This is a genomic window from Leptospira jelokensis (assembly GCF_004769635.1).
Taxonomy (GTDB): domain Bacteria; phylum Spirochaetota; class Leptospiria; order Leptospirales; family Leptospiraceae; genus Leptospira_A; species Leptospira_A jelokensis.
Window position 1 is genome coordinate 434,397 of the sequence record NZ_RQGH01000026.1, and the last position, 26,237, is coordinate 460,633.

Here is a 26,237-nt window from a genome sequence, read left to right on the forward strand (position 1 = left end):
TTAAATTCCTAAAATGGATAAAGCTATATTTTGTTTTTTTAACTCTTGAATCCATAATGTAAACCTTTCTAAAACTTCAATTGCGCCTTCTTTGTTTGATTGTATCTCTTTTTGAATCAGCTCTTTTTCTGGTAGTGAAAGTGTTTTGCCTGATTTAGAAAAAAGGGAATCGTTTCTGATTTCTTCCAATCGTATTCCTAAAGATTGCAGTAAAACATCAAATTTTGATTCCGAAAGTTCCTGGAATGCATAATGGTCATAACTTTCGATGATCTCTTCGAATACATCTTCAAAAATAGAAAATGTGTTTTCATCCAGAAAAATCGAATTCTCATTCCAACATTTGCCTAAGTAATTACCAGGTAAAAATTCGATATAGGCAGTACCTTCTAATTCGTTTGGATGAAAATAGATATTGAATGGAGTTTGCACAGAAAGTCGAACTATGGTAATACGGGAAAAAAACGACAACCTTTCATGAAAAATAATAAAATCATGATCGGTACAATCAATGTCCAAAGATAATGATTGGAAAGAAATGAGTTCTCTTTGACTAACTGTATTTTATAGGTTTGGTATAAAAAATAAATGATACCTTCTGTTACGATGACGATGATCACGACCAAGGTTACGGAAACAAGGGAAGGGTCAAAACCTGGGAACCAATGGAATTGCTCCCTTATCCCTAAAGTAAAATAAACCAAAACCGACATCAAATAGGTGAACAAAATAACAAAACTAACGACAGGACTTTTTTCCACCTGCATCCTTTCCTTACAATTGTTACACTTCATCGTAAAGGGTGGGACATAGGACATTAGTTTCAAAAAACTAACTTTTGTTTGGCAACTTGGACAAATCCATTCGTGTTTCATGAAAATATTCTCTTAACCTTAAAGATTTTTTACAAATTCCGATCTCACTCTTTCGCACCAAGTGATTCCAGTTTATCGATTAAAAATGAAAGTTTTCTTTTTTTTGCAATGCTTAGTGGAGTATCACCATCATCATTACGATCGTGTATATTGGCACCAGCTTTCATGAGTAAGTCAAGTATCTCCAAATGATTTTCGTTTGGATTTCTTGCATCAGATGGGGCAAAGATGACTGAATACCCTTTGTAATCTTTTTTATGAATATCCGCTTTGTATTGGATTAATAACGAAACGGTTACCAGATGTCCATTAGAAGCCGCATGCATAATCGGTGTTATGTTCAAGATATCCGCTAGATTTGGATCTGCACCTTTTTTTAGGAGATGAGAAACTACCTGGTCATGCCCTCGAATTGACGCATGCATCAATGGGGTTCCTCTATTTTTCGTGAGATGATTGACATTCATCCCTTTTCCAATCAAATACTGAACTGCTTCTAAATTTCCGATTTCTGCAGCAAGGATGAGTGCATTCCCAGCATCCGGAGTTTCGGAATTTAATTCTGCTCCATTTTCCAATAATAAATCCATCATCTTTAGATTGGAATAAACGGAAAAGATTAGTGGTGTAAACCCTCGAGCATCGCGCTGATTGGGATTTGCTTTTAAACTTAACAATCGTTTGGCACAATCAATATTCCCTGTTCTTGCAAAATACGATAGGATGGGTTGGCCGTTATCAACCTTCTCATTAATAAGGTTTGCATCCGGAAATAAGATTTTTGCATTTGATGCATTACAAGTTTTTAGGTATTGAAAATTTTGAGCAGATCGACTTGACGAATTGGTGGACCTACATTGGATCAAAAACAATGTAAATAAAAAGAAAAATTGAAAAGATTTCATAACAAGTATCTTCGCTTATAATTGTATTCACTCAGCGAGTGGATAATAAAAATGCACCACATCTTCTGCACGACCACCTGTTGATCGATAAAAATCCAAAGCATAATCATCTGCCAAATCTGCTTGGACAAACACCTCTTCGATCCCCTTCTCTTTGCAATACCTATTGATAGAAGCAATCAGTGATTTCCCAATGCCTTTCCTTTGAAGATGTGTTTTTACAGCTAAATCGTAAATATAAACGAGTGGTCTCTCTGAATAGTATTGTCGTAACAAGTAAGCGGTAAGACCAGCCACTACCTTTCCATCCAAAATAGACACAAAAACAAAAAAATCATCCCGATCCAAAAGGGATTGTAAGTACTTTCGATTGGGCAATGGAAAAGGTTTCATTTCAAATACATCTTCGAATACACCTATGAGTTCAATGAATTGTGACAAATCAGCGGAAGATAATTTTTTGATTTCAGTATTGATCATTTGTGTTCCTTAAGCCTTAATCTTTTTTTCCGCAAAGTTTCCAAATACAGTGAATCATAAAAAATGAGGATTTTACTTGATTCGTTCCAATACACCTTTTCGTTTTACGATGTTTTTATAATCCCATTGGATATTTTTTGCCTTTGTTAACCAAAGTTTTAAATCCTTTTTTTTGATTTGTGTAACATCCGTATAACGAACTTCAGCGGCTTTAAAACTTCCTTCCGGGGTGAGACCTTCGGCACCAAAACTTTGCCCACTCCAAAAGAGAAGGCGAGTACAAGTCTTTAACTTACTATAACCAACAATTGGATTCCCATCCAAAAACCAAACTGGATGGGCATGCCAAATTTTCCTTTCTGCCTTGGGAAGGTTTTTGCAAATCACCTCGTACAAAACATTACAAATTTCGAAATCGGCCGGAGGAAGAGACCGATGGTAGGCCTGAATTTCCTTTTCCATCCTTTAACCCTGTATAGCACTTATTGCCAGCTAATTACAATTATGCGTCTAATTAACAAAACCAATTTTTACTTACAAACTTTTTTTAGGGTAGAAACAACTTTTACATCAACTGTTGGCCAAAGTTTACTCACACCATCTGAACCTTTATGTAAGTCGTTACACTCTGCATTCAATTTACCCAACCCTTGCAATAAACCGAGCGATGCCACATCCACAGTTCCTGTGACTTCTACAGTGTCTTCTTTCCATACAAAGTTCACAGGGATGGTTGTTTTGGATTTTCCAAACTGGAGGTTGAGTTTCGCAGTTCCCGTTTCCCCTTTTGTGATTTCAGAAAAATTTCCCATTAACGTTTGGTTCCCTTTCACCGACCCAAAGAAAAACTTTTTGATTTTAAGGTCACGGTCTGGGTTTGCAGAATTTACGGACGAAGTGTCTATTTGGAATCGAATTTTCTCTGCTACACCAAACTTCGATTTGTCTTTTGTTTTTCCTACTACTCGAATCGAATCAAACTTACCTTTAACACCTGTTTTTTCTGTAAATTTGAACGCCGTCCATTCTAGGTTTGTTTTGGTAGGATCGTATTCGTAATTACAATTTTCTTCTGCTTCAATTGACCCGAAGGTGCCGACAATGAATAGTGCTAAAATAGAATAAAAAATTTTCATAGAAACCTCTGCTGAATGATGGAAAATCAAAAACAAAGTTTTGTCAAGAGGAGTCTAAAGCACGAAATAAAATTCACATGTTAAAATTATTACAAATGTTGGTGCGCCATTTCCGATACCAACTCTTCAAAGCAAAGGAGACGGAACTCCCCATACGACTTTCGACAGGAGAATCCCTGGCGCAGTCGATTTTAGACTATTTATCCGAATCATTAAGCATCCAATCCATTCCAAGCCAAATCATTGAAGGGTTTCGTTCTCTACGAAGTAAGTTCCCTCATGAATCGAAATTGGAGTTTTTGGACTACCTCATCGCCGCTTCACACCAATACCAAATCAAACTCAATTTTGTTCGGAAATCAATAGTCGAAATCAGAAGTTATATCACAAGAGAAGCTCCCTTTTTATTCCAACTGAAAAGTAAGGATTTTGGACTTCCGGAAATGTATGCTGTCCTTGGTTACCACGCATCCGCATACCTAATCAAACCACTTCACAATCATATCTCTGAAGAAGAATGGGTATCGGAGAAAGCCTTACTCAAATTATTTGAAATCAAATCCGCAAAGGATGTTGTAGATTGGATTGTGGCAGAACCTACATTTGCCTTCTCTTCTCCCAAAGAAATTAGTTCTACTTCATCCGCATTAAAAAATGCGGTAAAACAAATTTACCATCTCATCCGCATCGAATCAAAAGATGTATGGATCGTATTTATTTACGGTATTGGGATTGGAATCTTATCTCTCGTTGTTCCAGTAGCAACCTCTTCCCTAGTCAATATTGTCGCCTTTGGTGTGCTCTTACAACCAGTCATCATCTTGACGTTGTTAGTTGTATTTTTCTTGGGATTTGCAGGTGCCATGCAAACCATCCAAATTTATGTGGTAGAGATTTTACAACGACGAGTGTTTGTCCGCATTGCCACTGAATTTGCGATTCGTTTCCCGAGAATTCGCCAAGATGCCTTAGACAAACACCACAACCCTGAACTTGTGAATCGTTTTTTTGATACCATGACCATTCAAAAATCCATTCACTCTTTGTTAGTGGATGGACTAGCGGTGGTATTAACAACCGTGATTGGTTTTGTCCTCATTTCCTTTTACCATCCCATCTTTATTGTGTTTTCTTTATTTATTTTATTTGTGGGAGGGTATCTTGTGATCTACCAACTTGGTAGACCTGCCTCCGAAAATTATATTAAGATCTCAAAAGAAAAATACAAAGTAGCCGCATGGCTTGAAGAAGTTTCACGGCACTCTGCTTTATTCCACTCAACATTTGGCTCTCATTTTGCCATCGAACGAGCCGATTCCCTCATCCGAGATTATCTCTTTGCTCGTAAAAAATACTTTTCGGTTTATATCAAACAAATCATTGGACTTGTCGGTATACAGGCCCTAGCCAGTGCCATCGTTTTAGGAATCGGTGGGTATTTGGTGATCCATCGGCAATTGACCATTGGACAACTTGTTGCGGCAGAACTTGTGATTGCAAAAGTTCTGAGTGATATCTCTAAATTTGGAAAACAACTCGATAGTTTTTATAGTTTGATTGCTGCCGTTGACAAAATCAATTCCGTTTTCCACCTTCCAACTCTCACTGCTAAAACGGTTCCGTTTGAAAATTCAAAAGGACCCATCCAAGTCCAACTTTCAGGTATTGATTATTCCTTAAGTAATGGTCACAAAATTTTTACACAATTCAATTTAAAAGTCCAAGCAGGAAAAGCGTTAGGTGTTACATCGAACACTCCATATGATGCACACATCTTACTTGATTTGATGAGTGGACTCCGCGAACCAAACTCTGGGATTGTCGAATACAACCACCAAAACATCCATGAAGTTTCAAAAGAACAAATCCAATCTTATGCCGTGTTGGTGAGAGGAAACGAAATTTTTGAAGGAACGATTTTGGAAAACATACGAGTGGGACGGGAAGAAATTTCTCTCATTACCATCCGCGATTATTTGGATCATTTAGGTCTTTGGAAGGTCATCCAATCCTTACCAAATGGAATCCACACACAGCTGTTAACCTTTGGCCACCCTTTTGACAATGTCCAAACAACCATTTTGGCCTTAACAAGAGCCTTAATCGGAAATCCAAAACTGGTTCTCATCGATGGAATCCTTGACCAATTGCCACCTCCCTTGTTAACTTCTTGTTTAAAATTCTTATTACAAAAAAATCGGGAATGGACTTTGGTCATTGTGTCCAAATCTCCAGCGGTTCTTTCAGAAATGGACCAAATCCTTAAATTGGAAGATGATACTCATTCATTAAAGGTGAATTCATAAACTCTATGAAAACAAATCTGTCACCCAAATGGAAACTTCGTAAAAACCTGCCTTCGTATCGGTTGGTGCAAACTGCACTTCCGGCGCAAAGTTTAGCCTACATCCTCACAGTTATTTTTTTCTTAAGTGTCCTCATCCTACTCTATGTGCCTTGGCAACAAACCACCATGGGTTTTGGCCGAGTGGTTGCCTATGCTCCTCTTGACCGCCAACAAGTCATAGAATCCCCCATCAGTGGACGTGTTGTCAAATGGCATGTGCATGAAGGGACACGTGTCAAAAAGGGAGATCCCATCATTGATATTTCGGACAATGATCCCAATTTTATCTCTAGGATTCGTGAAGAAAGGAATGCCCTCTTACAACGGTTGGAAGCGGCGAGATCAAGGGAAGATAATATCCGTTCCAGGATCTTAAGTTTGCGTTCTTCCATGGGAAGTGCTGTGAGTGCTGCTGATTCTAGAAGGATGATGGCAAAAGACCGAGTCCGTGCCAGCGAACAAGCAGTAGACGCTGCCAAGGCCGCCCTCAAAACAGCAAACCTCAACTTGGACCGACAAAAACAATTATGGGAAAAAGGCCTAACCTCCAAACGAACGTTAGAACTTGCAGAACTGGACCATACCAATGCCGAAACGGGTCTTGACCGTGCAAAAGCCGCTTATGATGCAGCCGTCAAAGAAGAACGTGCGTTAAATAGTGATACAGGAAAAGTCCAACAAGATGCAGAGGCTTCCATCAATGATGCGAAGGCTTCCCTCGCCTCAGCCCAGTCCGAAGTGGCAAGAGTGTTGGAAGACCTACCCAAACTAGAAGCCAGATTATCCAGACAAGAAAACCAGGAAGTATTTGCCCCTCGTGATGGAACCATTATGCGAATTTTGGTCAATCCGGACACCCAACAAGTAAAGGAAGGGGATGGAGTTGCCATCCTAGTCCCTGATGCCGAAGACAAAGCGGTGGAACTATTCATTTCAGGAAATGACATCCCACTCGTGGGTGAAGGACGAAAGGTTCGTTTGCAATTCCAGGGTTATCCAGTTTTACAAATCAGTGGATGGCCTGAGACTGCCGTTGGTACCTTTGGTGGTGTTGTGAAGTTGGTTGATATCACAGACAATGGATCGGGAAATTTTCGTGTGCTTGTCATCCCTGACCGTGATGACCGCCAGTGGCCTTCCAGTCGTTACTTACGACAAGGTGTTCGTGCCAAGGGTTGGATTTTTCTCAATCGTGTGAGTGTTGGGTATGAATTATGGAGAAGGTTTAATGACTTCCCACCGAATTTACCAATGGATGACCCTGAGATGAAATCGTTGTTAGACGAAAATGGAGGAGGAGACAAAGGAAAATGAAACCGCATCTAAATTCATTTTTATTTGCGTTATTATGCCCCTTTGGCATGTTTTTTTCTTTTTTATTAGAAGCAGATCCGACAAAGGATCCCTTCGAATCCTTACATGGTCCCAATATCTATTCACAAGATTATTTGAACCAACAACCAGGAGTCCTGACACTTGCAGAACTTTTGAAGTCTGTGGAAAAATCTTATCCACTTGTCCTTGCCGCAGAAAAACTGTTAACGGAAACAGAATACAATTATTTAGCAGCGGAAGGAGCATTTGACCTGCAATTCAAATCCATGGGTACAACAAAACCTATGGGTTACTATACAAATAATGCAGCGGACAATGTGTTCGAAAAACCAACCCCTCTCGGGGGGACATCCTTTTTTGCCGGTTACCGTATAGGTCGCGGAACCTTTCCTGTGTATGATGGTAGAAGGCAAACCAACGATTATGGGGAAGTGAGGGCAGGTGCCATTGTCCCACTTATGCGAAACCGCGAGATCGACAAAAACAGAGCGGATTTACGAAAAGCTGACATTGATCGTAAACTTGCCGAGTTATCCATTCAAAAATTAAAAATCGAAGTCATCAAGGAAGCAACCAAACGGTATTGGAAATGGGTGGCAAGTGGCCAAGAATACCTAGTCAACAAAGACCTGTTAGAGATTGCAAAAAATAGACAACAACAGATTACGCAGCGAATCAAGTTAGGTGACATTCCGAAAATGGAAGGTACCGAAAATGACCGGGCCATTTTACAAAGGGAATCACAATTTGTCTCTGCGGAACGTGAGATGCAGAAAGCTGCGATCGATTTGTCTTTATTCCTACGAGCTGCTGATGGGAACTTAATCCTACCCACAACTGACAGATTGCCCATTGGATTTCCCAAACCCATCGACTACAAGGAATTGGAACTCGAAAAAAGCATTAAAATTGCATGGAAGTTTCGACCAGAAATCCAAGACTATGAATTCAAACGGGAGAAGGCACGTGTGGACCAAGACATGGGCTACAATGCCCTGAAACCCCAAGTTGATTTGGTAGTCGCCGGATCCCAAGACTTTGGCCCAGGTTCTGTCACGAGGGCAAAACCAGAACTCGAGGCTTCTCTTGTTCTCAATTTGCCAATGCAAACCCGAAGGCCACGAGGCATGATTGGAGCGGCCGAAGCAAAAATTGCACAACTCGACCAAGAACTCCAATTCTCAAAAGATAAAATCAAAACAGAAGTGCAAGACTCGATTTCAGAAGTGATTGCTTCGGCAAAACGAGTCATTGTTACGCAAAGTGAAGTGGAACTTGCCAGAAAATTGGAAGTGATGGAACGGGAACGATTTTCTTTAGGTGATTCCACTCTTTTATTTGTGAATATTCGGGAACAAACAAGTGCCGAAGCAGCAGTGCGTGAAATTAAGGCATTGTACGATCATCATGTCGCAGTGGCCCACTTCCAAGCATCCACTGCAAGTTTTCTGCAAAATTCTCCCACTCCCTAGTCGTAATTCTTTTGTAGAAAAAAAAACGACTTTCACATCTCACTGAATTCCTAAACTTTTCCCTAAAGAAGGTATCTATGCACGGGGAAGAGTCACTTTTACAAGACATTGGTCTCAGTATTATATTTGCTACAGTTTTAAGCCACATTGCTCGCGTTCTCAAACAACCGTTAATCTTAGGTTACATTATTGGCGGCGCGATGCTCGGAAAAGAGATGGGCTTTGAACTTGTCACAAACGAAGCAAGTATCGAACTCATTTCGGAAATTGGACTCATCCTTTTACTCTTCATCATTGGTTTAGAAATCAATCTTGCCGAACTCGCAAAAATGGGAAAGGCGATGTTCACGCTCGGTATTTTACAATTCACACTTTCCGTTGCCTTCGTTTATTCTGTGTTTCCTTTTTTTGGACTTTCGATTGGTTCCGAAAAATTCGACCTTCTGTACATTGCGGTTGCCTTATCACTTAGTTCTACTTTAATCGTTGTTAAATTACTTCAGGACAAAGTGGAGATTAATACTTTATCTGGGAAACTTACAGTAGGGGTTTTGGTATTCCAAGACATTTGGGCGATTTTGTTTATGGGGGTACAACCGAACCTAAACAACCCAGAAATCTTAAAAATCCTCACTTCTGTTGGGATCATTGTATTACTCATTGCCTTTAGTTTTAGTGTCAGTCGTTATGTCCTCGCAAAATTATACAAAGCATGTGCCAGTAGCCCAGAACTCATCCTTCTAACATCAATTATGTGGTGCTTTTTAGTTTGTGGGATTGCAGGAGAAGCAGGACTTTCCAAAGAGATGGGTGCTCTCGTTGCAGGTATGAGCATTGCCGCCTTCCCTTATGGAGCAGATGTCATTTCCAAACTCATTGGAATTCGAGACTTCTTTGTTACCCTTTTCTTTGTGGCTCTCGGTCTTAAGGTTCCACTTCCTAGTTTAGAAGTCATCGGACTTTCCACTGCCATCATTGCCCTTATGTTATTTGTCAGGATGATTACCATCGCTCCTGTCATCATCAAACTGAACAAAGGTGTTCGAAATGGATTTCTCACAGCACTTAACCTTGCTCAGATCTCAGAATTCTCACTCGTCATCCTCGCATTAGGTGCTGGGTTTGAACACATCACTCCCAAATTGCAAGCAGTGATTTTGACCTCTACCATCATCGCATCTGTCTTATCGACATACATCATTATGTTCAATCATAACATTGCGGCTACCTTTGAACGATTATTGGCACGCGTGGGGATCTCCGACCAAACAGACGAAACGGGAAAGACGGATCAAGGCCAAGGAGGTCATGGAGGGCATGGTAGCCACGGCGATGGAATGGTGCGTGACATCATAGTCCTTGGGTACTTCCGAATTGCCCGTGCCTTTGTGGAATATTTGGAAGACTTATCTCCTTCCCTCATCAAACGGATCATCATTGCCGATTACAATCCGGCTTTCAAAGAGGAACTCACTAATAAAGGATTCCAGTGGGCCTACGCTGACCTTGCCCATCCTGATTCCTTATCCCATATCGGGCTTCATGATGCATCCATGGTAATTTGTACCATCTCAGATTCTTTTCTCAAAGGAACAAATAACAACCGTTTGCTTTCGACTCTCAGTAAACTAGCCCCGAATGCCAAAATCATTCTAACAAGTGATGAACCAGGTGAGGCTAAAAAATTAGTGGCCGATGGAGCACAAAAAGTGATCATCCCAGGGGTCATCACCGGTGAATTTTTGTATGAATACATTTCTCGCGGGATGAGAAATAACGAGTGATCGTTTTTTCATATTGTCTTTTTTCCGAATGTTTGGTTCGGTCATTGTTTGGAAAAAAGGCAAATTAGCTTAACAATCGTTACCTTTTATTGGTTTTCTTTAAATCAAACCCATCTTTTGAAACTCTCTCGTCACCACCTCTAAATCGGCAGGGGAATCTACACCTAAATTGGCTTTGTCGGAGAGATAAACTCCGATGGTAGCTCCATTTTGTAAGGCACGAAGTTGTTCGAGTGACTCCACCGTTTCCCAATCAGAAGTTGGGAGTTCGTGATAAGACAGTAAAAAATCCCGCTCATACGCATAGATTCCTAAATGTCTGTGGTACTTGGCTTCTCCTTTAAAAGATGCAGGGATCGGAGAACGAGAAAAATAATTGGCTCGTCCCTGTTTGCCAAAGACCACCTTTACTTTGTTAGGATCTTTAGGATCTTCATCGGTAGTGAAGGGAACTGCTGCGGTTGTCATCTCCCAATCGCGGTGTTTGGTTTTTAAACCCACCACACCATCGATGAGTGAGGTTTCCATCCCTGGTTCGTCACCTTGGATGTTCACGATGATTCCATAGTTCGGGTATTTGTTTGCCACTTCGATGATACGATCCGTGCCTGTGGGATGGTCAGGGCTTGTGAGAATGGACTCTCCCCCAAAACCCAAAACGACATCATGGATTCGTTTGTCGTCTGTTGCGACCACCAAACGGTGGAAAGACTTAGAAAGGGAAGCGTGGTGGTAGGTCCACTGGATCATTGGTTTTGTACCAATGAGGGCCAGTGGTTTTCCTGGAAATCGTGTGCTCGCGTAACGAGCAGGGATCACACCGAGGATTTGGTCGGACATAGTCCTAGTTTACCAAGAACTCGGTAAAGTAAACCTCTTTGATTTTTCCATTGGTCAAAATATGATTTAAGTGGGCCTTAATTTCCTCACGTAAATCCAATTGGTTGGTAATGGATTTTAAATCGTCTTTTGTTTTTCGTGCAATGACAAGGTTAATGATGTTTTGCATTTGAGCCACACGTGCCGCAAGTTCTGCAGAAAGTGCAGGTTGGCCAGATTCAAATCCTAAAGACATCTTTAACTTCACAAAGTGTGATTCACCAACATCGGACGTATTCACTCTAAACTCTTCTTGGAATGTGTAAACTTCCAAAGGAGGTGGAGCTTTCACAAGTGAGATATTCTTTTGTTGTTTGAACACACTTGTTGCCGTTTTTTGAGCAACAAACATCGATATAACGGTTACAATGATAATTCCAAAAATGGCCGCAGCGATGTACAATAACCATTTGACAATGGGGGACATCCCAGCAGAGGCGGAACTACCTTCGGCTAACCCACCTTCTTCTTCATCTACTTCACGGTCGCCCATGTTAAAATTCTCCTTCTACATTTGTTTCAGTGTTCGGCAAACGAGTGTCAGGTAGTCCGTATTTACTTTCACCTGGTGCTCGTTTGGTAGACTTCTCTGTTAAAATGATGATGTCCACTCGTCTGTTAAAAGCCTTCGCTTCTGGTGTACCTTCATTTTCCAATACAAGAGGTCTGTAGGATCCAAAACTAACCGCTTGGAACCAACTTGGCTCAATTTCTTCAGCATTGATCATAAAAACAGTGGCGTTCACTGCCCTCGCTCCCGCCAAATCCCAGTTATTGATATATTCTCGTTCTTCACGACCAGGACGACTCACAGGATTCACAGCATCATCATCGCTATGCCCTTCCACTCGAACAAAACGTTCAAGACCTTTGATTAGTCCTGCCGCTTTCCGTAAAGTTTCTCGGATAGCAGGTGTTAGGATAGCTGAACCTGGATAAAAATAATCTGCTCCGACAAGAGAGATCACAAGTCCCCTTTCGTTTTCCGAAATCCGAACCTTTCCTGCTTCTACTTCTGGTTTGAATACTTCCTGGGCATCTTTTTTCGATTTGGATAGGTTTCGTCCTACTACTTGTGATGGCAGGGATTCAATTTGCATCCCCATCTCTTCCAAGGAACCTTTGGATAAAGTTTGTCCACCCGTGAAAAAACCGGTGGTGGACTTAAATGCCGAAAGAATGATTTGCATCTCCTTTGCATCTGTTTTCCCCGTAGTGTACAAAAGGATAAAGAAACAAAGGAGGAGTGTCACCATGTCCCCGTAAGTTGCCATGAACTCGGGAACTTTTTGGATACACTCAGGGCATTTTTCTTTTTTCGCCATACTTAAGGATTAATCTCCATCATCCTTCAAAGCAACACGTTCTGCAGGTGTTAAGAAACTCGCTAGTTTCTCTTTTACAATCCTTGGGTTGTCTCCCGATTGGATCGATAAAGTTCCTTCCACCATCACTTGTTTGATTACAAGTTCATCTTCCGACCTACGTGTTAATTTTCTAACAACAGGTGCTGCAAATAAGTTCTGTGCGAGTGATCCGTATAATGTTGTGATCAGGGCTGTCGCCATACCTTGTCCAATCGCACTCGCATCCCCACCACCTAAGTTCTTTAACATCCCTACAAGACCCACAAGGGTCCCAAGCATTCCGAACCCTGGCGCAAAACCAGCGTAAGCATCCCACCAACCACGTCCATAGGCATGCCGTGCAGCTGTGTTTCCAATTTCGGTTTCCATAATGTTACGAACAAGTTCAGGGTCTGTTCCATCCACAACGAGTTGGATTCCCTTCTTTAAAAATTCTTCCGGTAATTCGTTGATATCATCTTCTAAGGCAAGTAAACCTTCACGGCGAGCTTTTTCAGAGAAACTAACAAGTGTCGTAATGAGGCCTGGTAAATCTGAGGGAGGATTTTGGAAGGCTTTTTTTGTGACGGCTCCCACACCGATCGTTGATGTCCATGGGAATGAGATGATGGTAGCGGCTGCCGCCCCACCGAATGTAATCATGACGGATGGAATATCAATGAGGTCGGTGAGCGCAAGCCCCCCCGAAACAACCCCAAGTAACATCAAGGCCAATCCTAAGGCCAAACCAATGACTGTAGCTATATCCATTTCTTATGTTTCCTCAGGCCTTCTTTCACTCACTCGAGGTAGGTTGTGGATTCTCGTTTGGTAAGCGATTACCCTTTCCACAACGTCCGTAACCGTCTCTTGTACAATGAATTTCTTCTCATTCACAAGAGTGATGATCGTATCTGGATTTGCTTCAATGGTCTCAATCAAATCTGCATTGAGAACAAATTCCGCACCTTTGAGTCGATGTAAAATGACCAAGAGATCCCCCTTCAGAGATTTCTATTTATGTCTATCGACTACCTTTCGAATTTCGCTTACGAATTTTTCTTCCGTGAACCGGTTGATGGAATTTTGGAAATCCCAACGTTTGAATTGGATTTTTTCGGCCCGTTTGATGGCGTCATTTAAGGATTTGACCGTCTGTTCCTGGAAAAATACCCCAGTTTTCCCTTCTTTGACTGATTCTAGGGCACCACCCTTCCCATAGGCGATGACAGGAGTGGCATAGGCTTGGGATTCTACAGGAGTGATCCCAAAGTCTTCCATCCCAGGAAAGATAAACCCCCGTGCCTTTTTATAGAGTTCGATCACTTCTGTGCGAGGCAGTCCCTTTTTCCAAAGGATATTTTTCGGGAGATTTTTGACGAGTTTTCCTTCTTCCTGGCCACCACCCACAAGGATGAGTGGTTTTCCATTTTCACGGAAAGCCTCGATGGCCAGGTCAATTTTTTTATAGGGAGCAAATGCAGACACCAAAAGATAATAGTCGTCTTTTGAGTTATCATGCACACGAAAGTCTTGTGGCAAACAAGGTGGATAAATGATTTTATAATCACGTCTGTAGTACTTTTGGATCCGCCTTCCCACAAAATGAGAGTTACACGTAAAATAATCCACTCGGTTTGCAGAAGCTGCATCCCAAGTCCGTAGGTAATTGGCAATGGATTGTAAAAGGAAAAATTTAAATCCTTTCCGGTTTGGAAAATAATCGTAATACATATCCCAAACATAACGCATAGGGCTATGCACATAACTTAAGTGAAAGGTATCCGGGTGTGGGATGACCCCTTTGGCAACACAATGGGAAGAGCTGATGACAACATCATAACCTTTCAGATCCAAGGTTTCAATGGCTGTGGGAAAAAGGGGCAAATAATACCGATAGTATTTTTCTTTAAAGGGAAGGTTGTTTGTAAATGCCGTGGTGATCTTACGATCTTCAATCCTTGCATTGAGTTTGCCTTTGGAATAAAAAAGAGAAAACAAATCAGCTTCTGGGTATGCTTTTAACATACTATCAAGGACAACTTCTCCCCCACGCATTCCCGTGAGCCAATCATGTATAATTGCAACTTTCATTAATCCTGTGGTCCTATCCTTCTTCCAGTGATTGGCGTTGTACGGCCGTAATACGATGCTGTGATTAAAAACGGAATTGGCATGGTATTTTCTAAATTTCTAGAACTTTCCATATACCTTCTTCCTTCTTTTCCAATGGCTTCTGCGTCTTTGATGGTCGCAAGTAACTCATCATACATCTCGGTACTTCCTATGATTTTAGGAATTGTACCTTCTGTTTGATTTAATTTATCGGAGATGGAACGAAAATCCAATGTGATTTGCCTGAGGTCTGCTCTGTTTTCTTCCATCGTGGCAGATGTGGCCTTAAAAAAATCATCAAAATACCTGGCAGAGGGTAAGTAGTCAGGAGTTTTTTCCCCTTCTCGAAAGGTAGGTTTGAAAAAAGGTCGTTTCCCATCGGAACTTCCGGGATTGATATTGATGATCCTTCCTGAAAATAATGTGATCGTTTGGAAATCCACTTCATAATTGTCCCAAAGGGTTAACGGATCTTCCAAAGCAATATGAAGTTCGATCGCATGATCCATGTTATGGTCGAGAAACCTGCGGTCAGGAACATCCATAAGTGGTCTAGAATCAATATGGGCCACATATCCTTTTTGGATTCCTAAAATTCGAACTTCGGTCCCTTCCTTGATCCCATCAATGCGCGAATAGAATAAGGAAAGTCGGTAAGGATATTTTTTAGTGGGTTTATCAGGCTCAATGACAGTCGTAAAAAATGCAAAAACCAAAAGGGAAAAAAAAATGATACCAGTGATGGTTTCGTTGTTTAATTTTTTTGATTTCACGGGGGACTCAAAGTACTTTCCTCGAAAAGAAAGAGTTGGCAAGCAGATTTTCCATGAGTGAATGGGATGAGATGAAAGCAGTCACCATCCTCAAATATGATGAATCCGAACCACAATTGGAACTCAGAGAAAAAGAAATTCCAACACCAAAAGAAAACGAAGTTAGGATCAAAATCCACCTTTCTCCGATCAATCCATCCGATCTGATGTTCATCCGTGGTTTGTATGGTTTCAAAAAAAAGGCTCCCGTCTCTGCCGGATTTGAAGCCAGTGGGATTGTGGATGCCGTTGGGAGTGGGATCAAAACCCTCAAACTGGGAATGGCTGTTTCCTGTGTTGCCCCACAAAATGATGGGTCATGGGCCGAGTACATGATCACAACAGAAGACAACTGTTTGCCGTTAGTGGATGGTGTCACACTTGACGAAGGTTCTAGTTTTTTTGTGAACCCAATGACAGCTTGGGCAATGGTCTCTCGTTGCCAAAAAGAAGGACACCAAGCAATGGTCCAAACTGCAGCCGCGAGTGCTCTGGGCAAAATGGTAGTTCGCCTTTGTAAAGAAAAGGGTATCCCTTTAATCAATGTTGTGCGAAAAAAAGAACAAGAAGATAGTTTGGCAGAAATTGGTGCGGAACACATTCTCAACTCCACTTCACCCAATTACCAAAAAGACTTATTCAAACTTTCTAAAAAATTAAACGCTACTTATGCAATCGATGCGGTTGCAGGAGATACCGCTCAGTCTCTTGTGGAATGTATGCCTTACGGCTCGAAACTAGTTTGTTATGGGGCTTTATCTGAAAAACCATTTGCAGTGAATTCAGGGATCATCCTTTTCCAAAACAAAAAAATCGAGGGCTTTTGGTTGTCGTCTTGGATCTATGAAATAGGATTAGAAGAATTTCAAAAACAAGCAAAGGAAGCACAAAAATACTTAAAAACCGTATTCCAAACCAAAATCAACAAACGTTTTAAATTCGAAGATTTTAAAGAAGGATTGGAATTTTACAAACAACACATGACCGAAGGGAAGGTAGTGTTTGGTCCGTAACTATCTCTTACTTTTATCGATCCAATGCATTTCCATCCTTGGATTTTCACATTGTGTCAGTGGTGCAAAACAAAATTTAGAAAGCCTAAAGGCGTGTAAGTTTGATTTGGTGGACGTTCGTGTGGAACTAAAACCAAATCCAAGTTTTCCACTCATTCCACTTTTGGATTTGTACCCGCAAGTATCTGTGGCAAATCCCAATTCCACAAAGGTCAACATTTACCAATTTGATTTAGAAATCGAACTCGTAACAGCCAAAGGAAAGGAATACATTGGGAAACTCACCAATAGTTCACCAATCGAAGTAGAACCAAACCAAGAATCAGTTGTGGAATTAAAATTAGTTCCTGAACAAAAAGGATCCATCCTTCCAAAACTTTTGGTCCTCGCCGAAACGTTAGGTACCGCCGCAAGAAAAGGGGAAGAAGCAGAATTTGAGATTTATGGAACCGTACATGTGGACACAGTGTTTGGGAAACTTCCCATTCCTGTTCGTGAAATCTCGCGGATCAAATTGAAAAAATGATGTGGTTTTTCCCCACAAATTCCTTATTGTCTGTTTTGTTTTTGGTCCTTGTGAGTACTTTTAGTTTTGGATCTTGTATCCAAAACAGAGATGACTTATTTTATTCTCCCATTGAAGGAAACCAAAAAACCTTTGAGGCTTACGCACTGAAAAACTCAGCCTGTGGAAAAGAAAAACTACCTGGCACTCTATTTATTCACAGGGTAAAAATTGATGATTTAAAAATTTGTATCCGTGCCATAGAACTTGTGGACTGTAATACTTGGAATACGGATGGATACCTTCCTGACACTTGTAAGGCGATAGGAACCAGCTTTCGTTAGATATGTTACGTTACCTATTTGACTTATCCACAGCCGAAATTTTTTTATTTGCTGCACTTGGACTCGCTGGCTTATTTTTACTCATCTTTGGAAAATTAAGAAAAAAAGAAAAATCCGAAAACAAAAAATCAAAATCTGGTTCATCATCAGATGATTCCAATAAAAGTAATGATGGTAAATCTAAAAAGGATTCCAAATCACAAAAAGATAACAATCTGAAGGTGATGGAAATCTTTGATTATAATGGTACAAAAATCCTGCACCAAGATGGTGCGTATACCGTCAACGACCAAGGTGTTGTGACCAATTATATGAATTGGAATCTTTTACCTACCAAATACCAAAAAATGGTAAAGGAACTCGACAATCGATCTTTAGGTGAAAAAGGGGAAGATTATTTTTTAGAAATGATCAACGGATTTTATTATGTATCTCTGCCAGGTGGAAAGAAAAAAAGATACGATTCGATCCAAAGTATCCCGGCAGACATTCGCAAACGATTGGGTGTTTAACGTTTTACTTTAGGAAGCTGATAACACTTCCACTTTCTTTTTGGATTTTACCTCGGACCTTTTTTTCCGTGCCTCACTCTTTTCTAATTTTTTCGCTCGGTCTCGGTTCATCCCTTCATCCAATACCTTTTGTGGAGGTTTTTTCAAATCCCAAACAATTCCAAAGAGGCTTAGAAACTTTAAGATATAATAACTGATATCGATTTCATACCAATAAAATCCTTGGTTTGCCGAAGAACAGTAGTAATGGTGATTATTGTGCCAACCCTCTCCCATCGTGAGGAGTGCTAACCAAACATTGTTTTTACTTGTGTCTCGTGAATCAAATCGAACCGAACCATAGACATGGGAAAGCGAATTGATTGTCCAGGTGGCATGCCCTAAAACAAACGTGGACACGGCATATCCGTACACTAACCATCCCCAACCACCAACAGCATACAAAAGAATCGCATAGGAAAGAGGTGGGATCCAGTGGTTTCGATCCAACCATCGTAACTCTGGGTATTTGTAAAAATCGGGAATGAGTTTTGCTTCGTAGTCGTTGTAGTCATCCCGCAAAAACCAAAACATATGAGAATACCAAAAACCTTTCCGGCTAGGGGAATGGATGTCTTTTTCGGTATCCGAATATTTGTGATGGTTTCTGTGGTGAGCTGCCCACCACAATACCCCTTTTTGCATCGCCATCGATCCAATCCAAGCCAATACAAATTGGAAAACCCTCGAAGTTTTAAAGGAGGCATGGGAAAAATAACGATGGTAGGCGGCAGTGATTCCAAACATGCGCAGGAAGTAAGAACCCACAGCAACCCAAACGAGAGTCCAGGAAAATGGAACAGTGAAAACAGTTAAGACAGTCGCTTGGACAAGAAAAAACAAAATGAGGAAAAGTAAAGGAGCCTGTTCTTTGACAACAGGTTCAACGGAAGGAGATGCAGAATTCATTCAATAACCTATACTTATTGGAGTCTTTTCAATTCGATTGGTTGCAAAAAAATTCATTCTACTTGATTCCCGATTTGCCTCTCCTAGCCTGTCCATAAACCCATGTCATCGAAAATCGTTGTCCAAAAATACGGTGGAACCTCAGTTGGTGACACCACCAAAATTAAAAATGTGGCCAAACGTATCAAACGTTACCACGATGAAGGCCAAAAAGTAGCCGTTGTCGTTTCTGCAATGGGACATACTACAGACGAACTCGTCGACCTTGCTGACCAAATTTCTAAAAACCCACCCAAACGGGAAATGGACATGTTACTCTCAACGGGTGAACAAGTTTCCATCGCGTTACTTGCCATTGCTCTGAACGAGTTAGGAGTTCCGGCGCAGTCCTTCACTGGTTCCCAATTAAAAATTTTGACGGATGGAAATTTTTCCAACGGAAAAATTGAAATGATTGATCGCTCTAGAATTGATGATGCGTTTAACAAAGGAAAGGTGGTCATCGTTGCTGGTTTTCAAGGAATCGACAAAGATGAAAACATTGTCACCTTGGGACGAGGTGGTAGTGATACTTCCGCTGTTGCCCTTGCCGCGGCCCTTGGCGCTGACGAATGTGAAATTTATACAGATGTAGATGGGGTGTATACTGCTGACCCTAGAAAAATTCCTACGGCAAAAATGCACAAACAAATCACTTACGAAGAAATGTTGGAGTTGGCAAGCCTTGGTGCCGGAGTCCTACATTCCAGAAGTGTTGAATTAGGGATGAACTACAATGTGGTCATCCACGTACGATCTAGTTTCCACGACAAACCGGGAACGTTAGTAATGAGTGAGGATAAAATTATGGAAAAAATGAAAGTGAGTGGAGTGACTGCAAAAGGGGACCAAGCACGTGTTACCATTGCAGACGTTAAAGACAAACCAGGAATTGCTGCCGACCTATTCACTCAATTATCTAACAAAGATGTCATCGTTGACGTGATCGTTCAGTCTTCTCCAAGAGACGGTATCAATACGATTTCCTTCACCATTGCCAAAAAAGACATCAATGCTGCAAAACCTATCATTGAGGCGTATGCAAAAGAACATGGAAATGGAAAGGCAGAGATTGATGAAAATATTTCCATCGTTTCGGCTGTGGGTGTGGGTATGAAATCACACGTGGGAGTGGCCGCTAAAATGTTCCAATCCCTTGCTGAAAAAAATATCAACATCGAAATGATTTCGACTTCTGAGATCAAAATTTCCTGTGTCATCAAACAAAACCAAGCGGAAGATGCAGTAAAGGCTTTACATACTACCTTTATCGGGTAAACTTTTGACCGTATGCAAAAAAGACCACGACTCAAACGTCACTTCGTTTTCATTTTTGCTGCGGTTGTTTGTCTTTTCCTAACCGTTCCCACAAAACCGCTCGGCTCCTATGAGTCGTTAAACGCTGTCCTTGCCATCGTTGGTCCCAAATCGATATCCACTTTGGATTACGAAGAAGGGGTAGAACGTTATAAAAACCTATCTCGATTTTTTCCTTCTTATCGCAAAAAAGGATCCCTACATTCACAAGTGATCGATTTCCTCATCGACCGTGCAGTTGTTGACAATGCTGCCGATGAAGAATCCATCCAAGTCAATGAAAAACGAATCGAAGCAGAAATTCAAAAACGAATGGAAGCCCAAGGCATCAGCGATTTGGAACAATTTAAAAAATCAGTCCAAACACAATTTAACCTTCCTTATGATGTTTGGTTAGAAGACCTCCCCTACCAAATCAAAAAAGGCCAATTGTTACAAATTAAAGTGAGTCCACCTCTTCCGTCTGAACAAGAAGTGCAATCTTGGTATAACAAAAACAAGGCGAAGGTGGGAAATGAATTTAAGTTTCGTGAATTGGTGATTTCACCTGCCAACGCATCCATTGAAGAAGAATCTCGATTGTTCAACGAACTTACAGAAATCAGAAATAAATCCGTACAAGATCCCTCATTTTTCAAACTTGTAGCTTCGGGACCTAGAAATGAATCTAGATACAAACTAAATGGTGGATTAGTCAACTGGGTACCTACATTTGAATTGTACAAATCCCAACCAATGACAGCATCGGTTCTCGCACAAGTTGGGGGACAAGGAAAATTTTCTGAAGTATTTCGGGATGATCGTAAACGATATTGTATAGTTTACATTGAAGGGATGCGCCCAACACCACTCGATGCAGTACGTAAGGGGATCCAAGGTTTTTTATTCCGCGAAAAAGAACAAACATCCTTTGAAGAATGGGTTGCTGCGACTAGAAAAAGTACCTCCATCACAATCTTTGATCCAATTTACATCAAAGAACATAATATCAGCAATCCAGAAGAAAAGTACAATTCAGATTAATGGTAAACCGTAAGGAATATAATCCTAGTTTTGCGGTTGTTTATTTAGACAACCAATCTCTAAACTTTTTAGAATCCAATTTTGAGATTTCCCTCCTAGAATCTTTCGTAAAAAAACTACACAAAGTTTTTCCAAAGTTAAACATTCATATGAATGTTTCCAATTCCATAGAATTTCAATTCAATGGAACTGAAGTTTCAAAATTCTTTGAATTGTACCAGTCAATTCCTTCCGAAATCGAATTCATAAAACAAATTGGAAGTAAACTTCCAGAATCCATTTTCAAAGATCCAGAATGGGATGAGGTTTGTTTTTTATATTTTACTGGAATCTCTCCTCTTTTAGATCCAACTCTAACGGAAAAAATTTGGAATCGCCACAAAAACTTTTTTTGCCAATATTCCTATTCAGAAAATTTACCACCAGGCCTTATTCCCACTGTCATTTCACGAGAATTTTTAAGTTCCTTACCTGACACACTCACGACCGATATCCATTCGTTTTTTCTAAAAAATATCAACCAATGCGATGTTGATATTTTTTTCCAATCTCCTGATTTACGCCAACTCAGATTGGATTTTCGATACAATGCAACGCGTTCCAAGGTCCTCATCAAAGGATTACTTGCGATCTCCGAAGAAATTCCTTATCAAAATTTACAAAACATTCTCAAAGAAAATCCAATACTCTATCGTAGTTCTCCTTCTTATTTGGAATGGGAAATTTATAAAGGGTGTGAACTTTCTTGTGTATTTTGTCCAAGAGAATTCATCGACAAATCGAATGATGGAACGGCTATCTCTCTTACCTCTGTTTCTAATATTACAAAACAATTAGAACAAGGGTTAACGTCTCCTATCACAATTAGTTTATCAGGCAATGGGGAACCACTGTTACACCCCGAATTTCCATTGATCGTAAAAGAAATATTAAAATTGAGTTCTTTAGAAGAACTCATCATTGAAACCGCATTGTACAAAAACGTGGATGTTTTGGTTTCCTTAATCCAAGAATTAGATCAGAAACATAAAGAAAAACTTTGTATCATTGCAAACGTTTCTACTCTCAAAGAAGATACTTACAAATCCTTGTATGGAAAAAATGTTTTAACAAAAGTTTTGGAAACCATTGATTCTCTTTCTAAAATCTTACCACAAAATTCATTGTATGTCCAAATGATCAAAATGAAAGAAGTAGAAGAAGAGATTGACCCTTACTTTACAAACTTTGAAAAAAAGGGAATCAATGTGATCCTTCAAAAGTACAATCGATTTGCAGAAAAATTACCAGAAAGAAGGGTAAGTGACCTCACACCGATTCATCGAGACTTTTGCTGGCACTTAACACGCGATATTTATTTAAATGCCAACGGTGACGTTTCGATTTGCAAACAAAACCAAACAAAAATCATTGGAAATTTGGAAACCGATGGTTTTGAATCAGTTTGGCAAAGTGGATTAATATTTTTCCAAGATAGTTTCAATGGAAACCATGATAAAATACCTGCCCCTTGTTTGAATTGTGATGAGTGGTACACTTTCAACGCATGAAAGTTTTGCCTTCATTCAGGCAAGACTAGGTTCAACACGTTTTCCTAAAAAAATTTTAAAACCCATTCCTGAAGGATCTGATTTCACTTTTTTGGATCATATCCACCGCAGGCTAAAAACCATATTTGATGAGTCCCAAATCGTATTTTTGATTCCCGAAACGGACGAGGAGTCCATCCAATTTCTGAAATCACGCGGTTACCAATACTTTCTTGGATCCGAATTGGATGTAAGGGATAGGTTTCGCAAAGCTGCAAAACATTTTGGTGCCAAACATATTTTTCGCCTAACTGCAGATAATCCATTTATTGACATAGATTCGATTCGCTATTTATATGAAGCAATCTTAGAAATCAAAGAAAAATATTATAGTTTGTCGATGACAGGTTTGCCATTGGGAATGGGAGTGGAATGTTTTTCAGCGGAATCATTGTATTACCAAGAAGAAGGCACCGATTTAGAAAGACATAAGGAACATGTATCCTTACACATCAAAGAATTTCCCGAGATTCATAAACAATACCGCTTATCACCCCCCCACTTACAAGAATTCCAACCGTTTTTGGAACAAACGAATGTACTCCATTCAAAACTTAGAATTACTGTTGATGAAGAGAAAGATTACCAATTGATTTGTGAAATCGCAAAAATTTTGGAAACATCCAATCCTTATTTTGGTGTAAAAGAAATACTTTCGTTATACAAATCCAATCCGAAATTATTTGAGACCAATGCAGAGGTGGCACAAGTTGCCTTTGTTTTACCTAATGTACAAACACCAAAAAGAAAAGTGAACATTCTCTATGGTAACCCAAACGAATACGGATTTGGGCACTTCGAACGATGTAAATCATTATCAATTTATTTACAATTGTACGGATATGAAGTAAAACTCATCACATCGTTTGATGATTCAGAAAAAAACATTCCCCATATCTTTGATATCCGAGAAAAAGAATTTTTTGTAAAAAATTCCTATTTTATCGACAACCTAAATCATCCACCTAACAATAAAAATGCGTGTTTTTTTCTCCCGCATCCATCCTTCCCAATTTCTGAAACTCTAATGGAAGATTCTTCTTTTAAAAAGTTATCCTATTATAGTTCACCTCTATCGGAAGTTGGTTGTAGGACAAAAACCATTCCTGGAAAAATTTTAGTGTATGCGGGTCAATTGGATGAAATCCAATCAATAGAGATCGATACTTTCTTATTACGTTTTTATCATGAAGGAAATGAGGGTGAAACTCCAGTTTTCCAATCCATACTTCGGATCGGTGGCAAAGAACCAAAGGGTCCGAAAATCCAATACCTAAAAAGGATATCCTATCCAGAATTTTTGCGAGAAATGGATTCCTCGGAATGGATTTGCACTTATTTTGGACAAACGATGATGGAAGCAGCTGCCAAAGGGAAAAAAGTAAGTTTACTTGGGATTTCCGAAATCCATTCCAAACTTGGACAATATGCTGCATCTGAATTGGGAATACCTTATTTAGGAACATTAAAAGAACTTAACTCTGTCCATAGTTTTCCAGACAAAACCATCTCAAACCAAATCAAATATGTTCGCGATGCACATACACCAATTTTAAACTGGTTAAATTCCATCACTTCCTAAATATATGAAACTTAAAAAGACCCTTCTCCATTCCTTACTATTGTTAGTTGTTTCCCTCCAACCCGTTTTTGCGGATGCAGACGACCAAGAATCAATGGAACTCAACGCAAAAATTGAAATCGAAAAGGTGAGTCGTAATATCATCAATGCGCTTCGTTATGGTCGGTTTGGCTTGGCGGATGCAGAATGGAAAAAAATCCAATCTGATGTTTACAAATCCTTTGCTGAATATGATTATCTGAATGGAAGTTTGTTGTATTCCCGAATGGAATGGCAAGAAGCAAAAGAAAGTTTAAATCGAACATTAAAAAAAGAACCAAACCATGAAGCTGCAAGTTTCCTTCTCGGTATGATTTATGCCCAAGAAGATAGTTGGTCAGAGGCAAAGGAAACATGGATCGAAACCAATCAAATTTCTCCTTACAATCCTTTTTACCATTACAACTTAGGCCTTGCCTATTTTATTTTAAAAGATTATCCGAATGCAATTATCTCCTTAAACAAATCCTTGGAGTATAAGGCAAATTATAATGAAGCAAAGTTGATCCTTGCAAAAACCTATTTGGAACTAGGCCAAGTAGACAAAGCTAAAATTGAATTATCATCTATCTTAGAACAAGATCCGAAACACATGCAAGCTTCCCATTTGATGGGCCGAGTCATTTATCTTATGGACAAAGATCCAAAAAAATCACTCACTTATCTAAAAAATCCACGAGCACTCGGATGGAGAGAAAAAAAAGTTTATGCCCGTTGTTATTTTGAAATGAGAAAATGGCGAGAAGCAGAGAATTTGTTAAGACCTATCGCCTACTCTCCATTTGCTGACGAATACGATCAAAGTTTTTATTTAAACTTACTTCTCAATTTAGGCTTTGATGAAAGGGCCAATGACTTTTTTCATTTCATTCAAAAACAATCCCAAAATGAATCCAAAATTGCGGAAGCGTATCGGATGTTACTCTCCTCACGTGAGGGAAAAGATTTATTGTACCATTACTTTAAACTGAGATACTAATCGAATGCCAAACTGAATTGTTTAGCACCTTTACAACATCACATCGAAATGATGGTTTGGCTTTTGGATGGCAAAGTTTAGTGGATTCAATTCGTTTTCAGTTAAATTGAAAATCCAATACCAATTCAATGTAGAAGATAAAAAAACATATTTATGTTCTAAAATGAATTGGATTTAAATTTAAGATACGACGATATCCGTTTTGGCTTGGGTGTATTTCCACTCAACCGCAACACGAATTAGTTTTTCGTTTTCCGTGATACTCAGTTTGGCTTTGATTCGCGATCGTAAGGTTTCAATGGTAGATGGAGCAAGGCCCATATTGGCTGCGATTTCTTTCACTGGCATTCCTTCCCCAATCATCAGGAATACTTCTAATTCACGGTTCGACAATCTGTCGATAGGATCTTTTTCATCTTTCTGGGAAGCACGATACAAATGCCCAAGTAAACGAGTCGCTTGGGAAGAACTCACAAAATAATCACCTTTAAGAACTGTATGAATGGCTTCTACAATTTGAGTGGTTGTGTCTTCTTTGAATACATAACCCATCGCACCAAGTTTGAATGCACGATCCACAAATGTATCATCCGTCAACATACTGATGATGATGACGGCGATATTTGGAAATGTTGTCCTAAGGCGTTTCAGAAGTTGCAAACCGTTTTGGTTTTGTTTGAGTTGGATATCAATCAAAACCAGTGTTGGTTGCATCTGTTCTATATCGTTAAATGCTTTTTCAATATTGTCTGCACTTCCTATACATTCTAAATCTTCCGATTTAGCGATTAGGTTTTGTAGTGCATCAACTACAAGAGGGTGGTCATCAACGATATAGACTTGTTTTTTCATAACTTCCGA

General features: G+C 39.9%; 28 protein-coding genes. 13 read left to right on the top strand and 15 right to left on the bottom strand.

Annotation, left to right across the window (positions count from 1 at the left end; genetic code table 11):
- The 6 genes from EHQ62_RS11965 to EHQ62_RS11990 all read right to left on the bottom strand — a co-directional run bounded on the left by EHQ62_RS11965 (position 1) and on the right by EHQ62_RS11990 (position 3,396).
- Positions 1-432 carry a hypothetical protein gene (locus EHQ62_RS11965; RefSeq protein ID WP_015677426.1) on the bottom strand — a complete coding sequence of 144 codons (432 nt, stop codon included), beginning with the start codon at positions 430-432 and terminating at the stop codon, positions 1-3.
- 11 nt (positions 433-443) lie between these two features.
- Entirely contained in the window at positions 444-875 is a 432-nt protein-coding gene (locus EHQ62_RS11970) for a hypothetical protein (protein WP_135643081.1), read from the bottom strand.
- Between the two features lie 44 nt (positions 876-919).
- Positions 920-1,780, bottom strand: coding sequence for an ankyrin repeat domain-containing protein (locus EHQ62_RS11975; RefSeq protein WP_135643083.1), 861 nt, complete (start codon positions 1,778-1,780; stop codon positions 920-922).
- Positions 1,781-1,807: 27 nt separating this feature from the next.
- Positions 1,808-2,260 carry a GNAT family N-acetyltransferase gene (locus EHQ62_RS11980; RefSeq protein WP_135643085.1) on the bottom strand — a complete coding sequence of 151 codons (453 nt, stop codon included), beginning with the start codon at positions 2,258-2,260 and terminating at the stop codon, positions 1,808-1,810.
- Positions 2,261-2,332: 72 nt separating this feature from the next.
- Positions 2,333-2,722 carry a DUF1801 domain-containing protein gene (locus tag EHQ62_RS11985; protein WP_135643087.1) on the bottom strand — a complete coding sequence of 130 codons (390 nt, stop codon included), beginning with the start codon at positions 2,720-2,722 and terminating at the stop codon, positions 2,333-2,335.
- A gap of 68 nt (positions 2,723-2,790) precedes the next feature.
- Entirely contained in the window at positions 2,791-3,396 is a 606-nt protein-coding gene (locus EHQ62_RS11990) for a YceI family protein (RefSeq protein WP_135643089.1), read from the bottom strand.
- Positions 3,397-3,473: 77 nt separating this feature from the next.
- Here EHQ62_RS11990 and EHQ62_RS11995 point away from each other — a divergent pair, with 77 nt between their 5' ends.
- The 4 genes from EHQ62_RS11995 to EHQ62_RS12010 all read left to right on the top strand — a co-directional run bounded on the left by EHQ62_RS11995 (position 3,474) and on the right by EHQ62_RS12010 (position 10,334).
- The gene (locus EHQ62_RS11995) at positions 3,474-5,702 is read left to right on the top strand and encodes an ABC transporter transmembrane domain-containing protein (RefSeq protein ID WP_135643091.1); all 2,229 of its coding nucleotides are present in this window, start codon (positions 3,474-3,476) and stop codon (positions 5,700-5,702) included.
- 5 nt (positions 5,703-5,707) lie between these two features.
- Entirely contained in the window at positions 5,708-7,057 is a 1,350-nt protein-coding gene (locus EHQ62_RS12000) for an HlyD family secretion protein (protein WP_135643093.1), read from the top strand.
- Positions 7,054-8,550, top strand: a complete 1,497-nt coding sequence (locus EHQ62_RS12005) for a TolC family protein (RefSeq protein WP_135643094.1) — start codon at positions 7,054-7,056, stop codon at positions 8,548-8,550. The genes EHQ62_RS12000 and EHQ62_RS12005 overlap by 4 nt, the downstream gene beginning before the upstream one ends.
- A 77-nt stretch (positions 8,551-8,627) precedes the next feature.
- Positions 8,628-10,334: a cation:proton antiporter gene (locus EHQ62_RS12010; protein WP_135643096.1), complete on the top strand. Its 1,707-nt coding sequence runs from the start codon at positions 8,628-8,630 to the stop codon at positions 10,332-10,334.
- Positions 10,335-10,433: 99 nt separating this feature from the next.
- Here EHQ62_RS12010 and kdsB read toward each other — a convergent pair whose 3' ends face one another.
- From kdsB to EHQ62_RS12045, 7 genes are read right to left on the bottom strand one after another with little or no spacing between them, the layout of a single operon-like run.
- Positions 10,434-11,174, bottom strand: a complete 741-nt coding sequence (kdsB, locus tag EHQ62_RS12015; RefSeq protein ID WP_135643098.1) for a 3-deoxy-manno-octulosonate cytidylyltransferase — start codon at positions 11,172-11,174, stop codon at positions 10,434-10,436.
- 4 nt (positions 11,175-11,178) lie between these two features.
- Complete coding sequence (locus EHQ62_RS12020; protein WP_002972703.1) at positions 11,179-11,706, bottom strand: flagellar basal body-associated FliL family protein; 528 nt, start codon at positions 11,704-11,706, stop codon at positions 11,179-11,181.
- A gap of 1 nt (position 11,707) precedes the next feature.
- A complete protein-coding gene (gene motB / locus EHQ62_RS12025; RefSeq protein ID WP_135643100.1) occupies positions 11,708-12,538 on the bottom strand; it encodes a flagellar motor protein MotB in 831 nt (276 codons plus the stop codon).
- 9 nt (positions 12,539-12,547) lie between these two features.
- Positions 12,548-13,330, bottom strand: a complete 783-nt coding sequence (locus tag EHQ62_RS12030) for a motility protein A (RefSeq protein WP_015676774.1) — start codon at positions 13,328-13,330, stop codon at positions 12,548-12,550.
- 3 nt (positions 13,331-13,333) lie between these two features.
- On the bottom strand, positions 13,334-13,552 hold the full coding sequence (locus EHQ62_RS12035; protein WP_135643102.1) for a flagellar FlbD family protein: 219 nt from the start codon (positions 13,550-13,552) through the stop codon (positions 13,334-13,336).
- 21 nt (positions 13,553-13,573) lie between these two features.
- Complete coding sequence (locus EHQ62_RS12040; protein ID WP_135643104.1) at positions 13,574-14,653, bottom strand: glycosyltransferase; 1,080 nt, start codon at positions 14,651-14,653, stop codon at positions 13,574-13,576.
- Positions 14,653-15,447 carry an MlaD family protein gene (locus tag EHQ62_RS12045; protein ID WP_135643106.1) on the bottom strand — a complete coding sequence of 265 codons (795 nt, stop codon included), beginning with the start codon at positions 15,445-15,447 and terminating at the stop codon, positions 14,653-14,655. Before EHQ62_RS12045 ends, EHQ62_RS12040 begins: the two co-directional genes overlap by 1 nt.
- A 53-nt stretch (positions 15,448-15,500) precedes the next feature.
- On the opposite strand from EHQ62_RS12045, the gene EHQ62_RS12050 reads away from it, so the two are divergent.
- The 4 genes from EHQ62_RS12050 to EHQ62_RS12065 are packed head-to-tail and all read left to right on the top strand — an operon-like array spanning position 15,501 to position 17,860.
- Positions 15,501-16,499: a zinc-binding dehydrogenase gene (locus tag EHQ62_RS12050; protein ID WP_135643108.1), complete on the top strand. Its 999-nt coding sequence runs from the start codon at positions 15,501-15,503 to the stop codon at positions 16,497-16,499.
- Positions 16,489-17,025, top strand: a complete 537-nt coding sequence (locus EHQ62_RS12055; RefSeq protein WP_135643110.1) for an LEA/WHy family protein — start codon at positions 16,489-16,491, stop codon at positions 17,023-17,025. The genes EHQ62_RS12050 and EHQ62_RS12055 overlap by 11 nt, the downstream gene beginning before the upstream one ends.
- Positions 17,022-17,348, top strand: coding sequence for an LIC13255 family lipoprotein (locus EHQ62_RS12060; protein ID WP_244241754.1), 327 nt, complete (start codon positions 17,022-17,024; stop codon positions 17,346-17,348). Before EHQ62_RS12055 ends, EHQ62_RS12060 begins: the two co-directional genes overlap by 4 nt.
- Positions 17,349-17,350: 2 nt before the next feature.
- Positions 17,351-17,860 (top strand): hypothetical protein, encoded by a 510-nt coding sequence (locus EHQ62_RS12065; protein WP_135643112.1) that lies wholly within the window; start codon positions 17,351-17,353, stop codon positions 17,858-17,860.
- A gap of 9 nt (positions 17,861-17,869) precedes the next feature.
- On the opposite strand, the gene EHQ62_RS12070 is transcribed toward EHQ62_RS12065, so the two are convergent.
- Positions 17,870-18,808 carry an acyl-CoA desaturase gene (locus tag EHQ62_RS12070; RefSeq protein ID WP_135643114.1) on the bottom strand — a complete coding sequence of 313 codons (939 nt, stop codon included), beginning with the start codon at positions 18,806-18,808 and terminating at the stop codon, positions 17,870-17,872.
- Positions 18,809-18,910: 102 nt separating this feature from the next.
- On the opposite strand from EHQ62_RS12070, the gene EHQ62_RS12075 reads away from it, so the two are divergent.
- From EHQ62_RS12075 to EHQ62_RS12095, 5 genes are read left to right on the top strand one after another with little or no spacing between them, the layout of a single operon-like run.
- On the top strand, positions 18,911-20,125 hold the full coding sequence (locus EHQ62_RS12075; protein WP_135643115.1) for an aspartate kinase: 1,215 nt from the start codon (positions 18,911-18,913) through the stop codon (positions 20,123-20,125).
- A gap of 12 nt (positions 20,126-20,137) precedes the next feature.
- On the top strand, positions 20,138-21,187 hold the full coding sequence (locus EHQ62_RS12080; RefSeq protein ID WP_135643117.1) for a putative peptidyl-prolyl cis-trans isomerase: 1,050 nt from the start codon (positions 20,138-20,140) through the stop codon (positions 21,185-21,187).
- Positions 21,187-22,737 carry a spiro-SPASM protein gene (locus EHQ62_RS12085; RefSeq protein ID WP_135643119.1) on the top strand — a complete coding sequence of 517 codons (1,551 nt, stop codon included), beginning with the start codon at positions 21,187-21,189 and terminating at the stop codon, positions 22,735-22,737. Before EHQ62_RS12080 ends, EHQ62_RS12085 begins: the two co-directional genes overlap by 1 nt.
- Entirely contained in the window at positions 22,712-24,358 is a 1,647-nt protein-coding gene (locus EHQ62_RS12090; RefSeq protein WP_135643121.1) for a cytidylyltransferase domain-containing protein, read from the top strand. Before EHQ62_RS12085 ends, EHQ62_RS12090 begins: the two co-directional genes overlap by 26 nt.
- Positions 24,359-24,362: 4 nt before the next feature.
- The gene (locus EHQ62_RS12095) at positions 24,363-25,376 is read left to right on the top strand and encodes a tetratricopeptide repeat protein (RefSeq protein WP_135643123.1); all 1,014 of its coding nucleotides are present in this window, start codon (positions 24,363-24,365) and stop codon (positions 25,374-25,376) included.
- A 180-nt stretch (positions 25,377-25,556) separates the two neighbouring features.
- On the opposite strand, the gene EHQ62_RS12100 is transcribed toward EHQ62_RS12095, so the two are convergent.
- Complete coding sequence (locus EHQ62_RS12100) at positions 25,557-26,228, bottom strand: response regulator transcription factor (RefSeq protein ID WP_015677348.1); 672 nt, start codon at positions 26,226-26,228, stop codon at positions 25,557-25,559.
- Positions 26,229-26,237: the final 9 nt, after the last annotated feature.

What these genes read in the sequence shown, in the direction of transcription:
- EHQ62_RS11980 (WP_135643085.1), bottom strand. Translation starts at nt 2,260, where the DNA reads ATGATCAATACTGAAATCAAAAAATTATCTTCCGCTGATTTGTCACAA.
- EHQ62_RS11985 (WP_135643087.1), bottom strand. Translation starts at nt 2,722, where the DNA reads ATGGAAAAGGAAATTCAGGCCTACCATCGGTCTCTTCCTCCGGCCGAT.
- EHQ62_RS12010 (WP_135643096.1), top strand. Translation starts at nt 8,628, where the DNA reads ATGCACGGGGAAGAGTCACTTTTACAAGACATTGGTCTCAGTATTATA.
- motB (WP_135643100.1), bottom strand. Translation starts at nt 12,538, where the DNA reads ATGGCGAAAAAAGAAAAATGCCCTGAGTGTATCCAAAAAGTTCCCGAG.
- EHQ62_RS12030 (WP_015676774.1), bottom strand. Translation starts at nt 13,330, where the DNA reads ATGGATATAGCTACAGTCATTGGTTTGGCCTTAGGATTGGCCTTGATG.
- EHQ62_RS11970 (WP_135643081.1), bottom strand. Translation starts at nt 875, where the DNA reads ATGAAACACGAATGGATTTGTCCAAGTTGCCAAACAAAAGTTAGTTTT.
- EHQ62_RS12060 (WP_244241754.1), top strand. Translation starts at nt 17,022, where the DNA reads ATGATGTGGTTTTTCCCCACAAATTCCTTATTGTCTGTTTTGTTTTTG.
- EHQ62_RS12100 (WP_015677348.1), bottom strand. Translation starts at nt 26,228, where the DNA reads ATGAAAAAACAAGTCTATATCGTTGATGACCACCCTCTTGTAGTTGAT.
- kdsB (WP_135643098.1), bottom strand. Translation starts at nt 11,174, where the DNA reads ATGTCCGACCAAATCCTCGGTGTGATCCCTGCTCGTTACGCGAGCACA.
- EHQ62_RS11995 (WP_135643091.1), top strand. Translation starts at nt 3,474, where the DNA reads ATGTTAAAATTATTACAAATGTTGGTGCGCCATTTCCGATACCAACTC.
- EHQ62_RS12000 (WP_135643093.1), top strand. Translation starts at nt 5,708, where the DNA reads ATGAAAACAAATCTGTCACCCAAATGGAAACTTCGTAAAAACCTGCCT.
- EHQ62_RS12085 (WP_135643119.1), top strand. Translation starts at nt 21,187, where the DNA reads ATGGTAAACCGTAAGGAATATAATCCTAGTTTTGCGGTTGTTTATTTA.
- EHQ62_RS12040 (WP_135643104.1), bottom strand. Translation starts at nt 14,653, where the DNA reads ATGAAAGTTGCAATTATACATGATTGGCTCACGGGAATGCGTGGGGGA.
- EHQ62_RS11975 (WP_135643083.1), bottom strand. Translation starts at nt 1,780, where the DNA reads ATGAAATCTTTTCAATTTTTCTTTTTATTTACATTGTTTTTGATCCAA.
- EHQ62_RS12090 (WP_135643121.1), top strand. Translation starts at nt 22,712, where the DNA reads ATGAGTGGTACACTTTCAACGCATGAAAGTTTTGCCTTCATTCAGGCA.
- EHQ62_RS12070 (WP_135643114.1), bottom strand. Translation starts at nt 18,808, where the DNA reads ATGAATTCTGCATCTCCTTCCGTTGAACCTGTTGTCAAAGAACAGGCT.
- EHQ62_RS12080 (WP_135643117.1), top strand. Translation starts at nt 20,138, where the DNA reads ATGCAAAAAAGACCACGACTCAAACGTCACTTCGTTTTCATTTTTGCT.
- EHQ62_RS12050 (WP_135643108.1), top strand. Translation starts at nt 15,501, where the DNA reads ATGAGTGAATGGGATGAGATGAAAGCAGTCACCATCCTCAAATATGAT.
- EHQ62_RS12005 (WP_135643094.1), top strand. Translation starts at nt 7,054, where the DNA reads ATGAAACCGCATCTAAATTCATTTTTATTTGCGTTATTATGCCCCTTT.
- EHQ62_RS12065 (WP_135643112.1), top strand. Translation starts at nt 17,351, where the DNA reads ATGTTACGTTACCTATTTGACTTATCCACAGCCGAAATTTTTTTATTT.
- EHQ62_RS12075 (WP_135643115.1), top strand. Translation starts at nt 18,911, where the DNA reads ATGTCATCGAAAATCGTTGTCCAAAAATACGGTGGAACCTCAGTTGGT.
- EHQ62_RS11990 (WP_135643089.1), bottom strand. Translation starts at nt 3,396, where the DNA reads ATGAAAATTTTTTATTCTATTTTAGCACTATTCATTGTCGGCACCTTC.
- EHQ62_RS12095 (WP_135643123.1), top strand. Translation starts at nt 24,363, where the DNA reads ATGAAACTTAAAAAGACCCTTCTCCATTCCTTACTATTGTTAGTTGTT.
- EHQ62_RS12020 (WP_002972703.1), bottom strand. Translation starts at nt 11,706, where the DNA reads ATGGGCGACCGTGAAGTAGATGAAGAAGAAGGTGGGTTAGCCGAAGGT.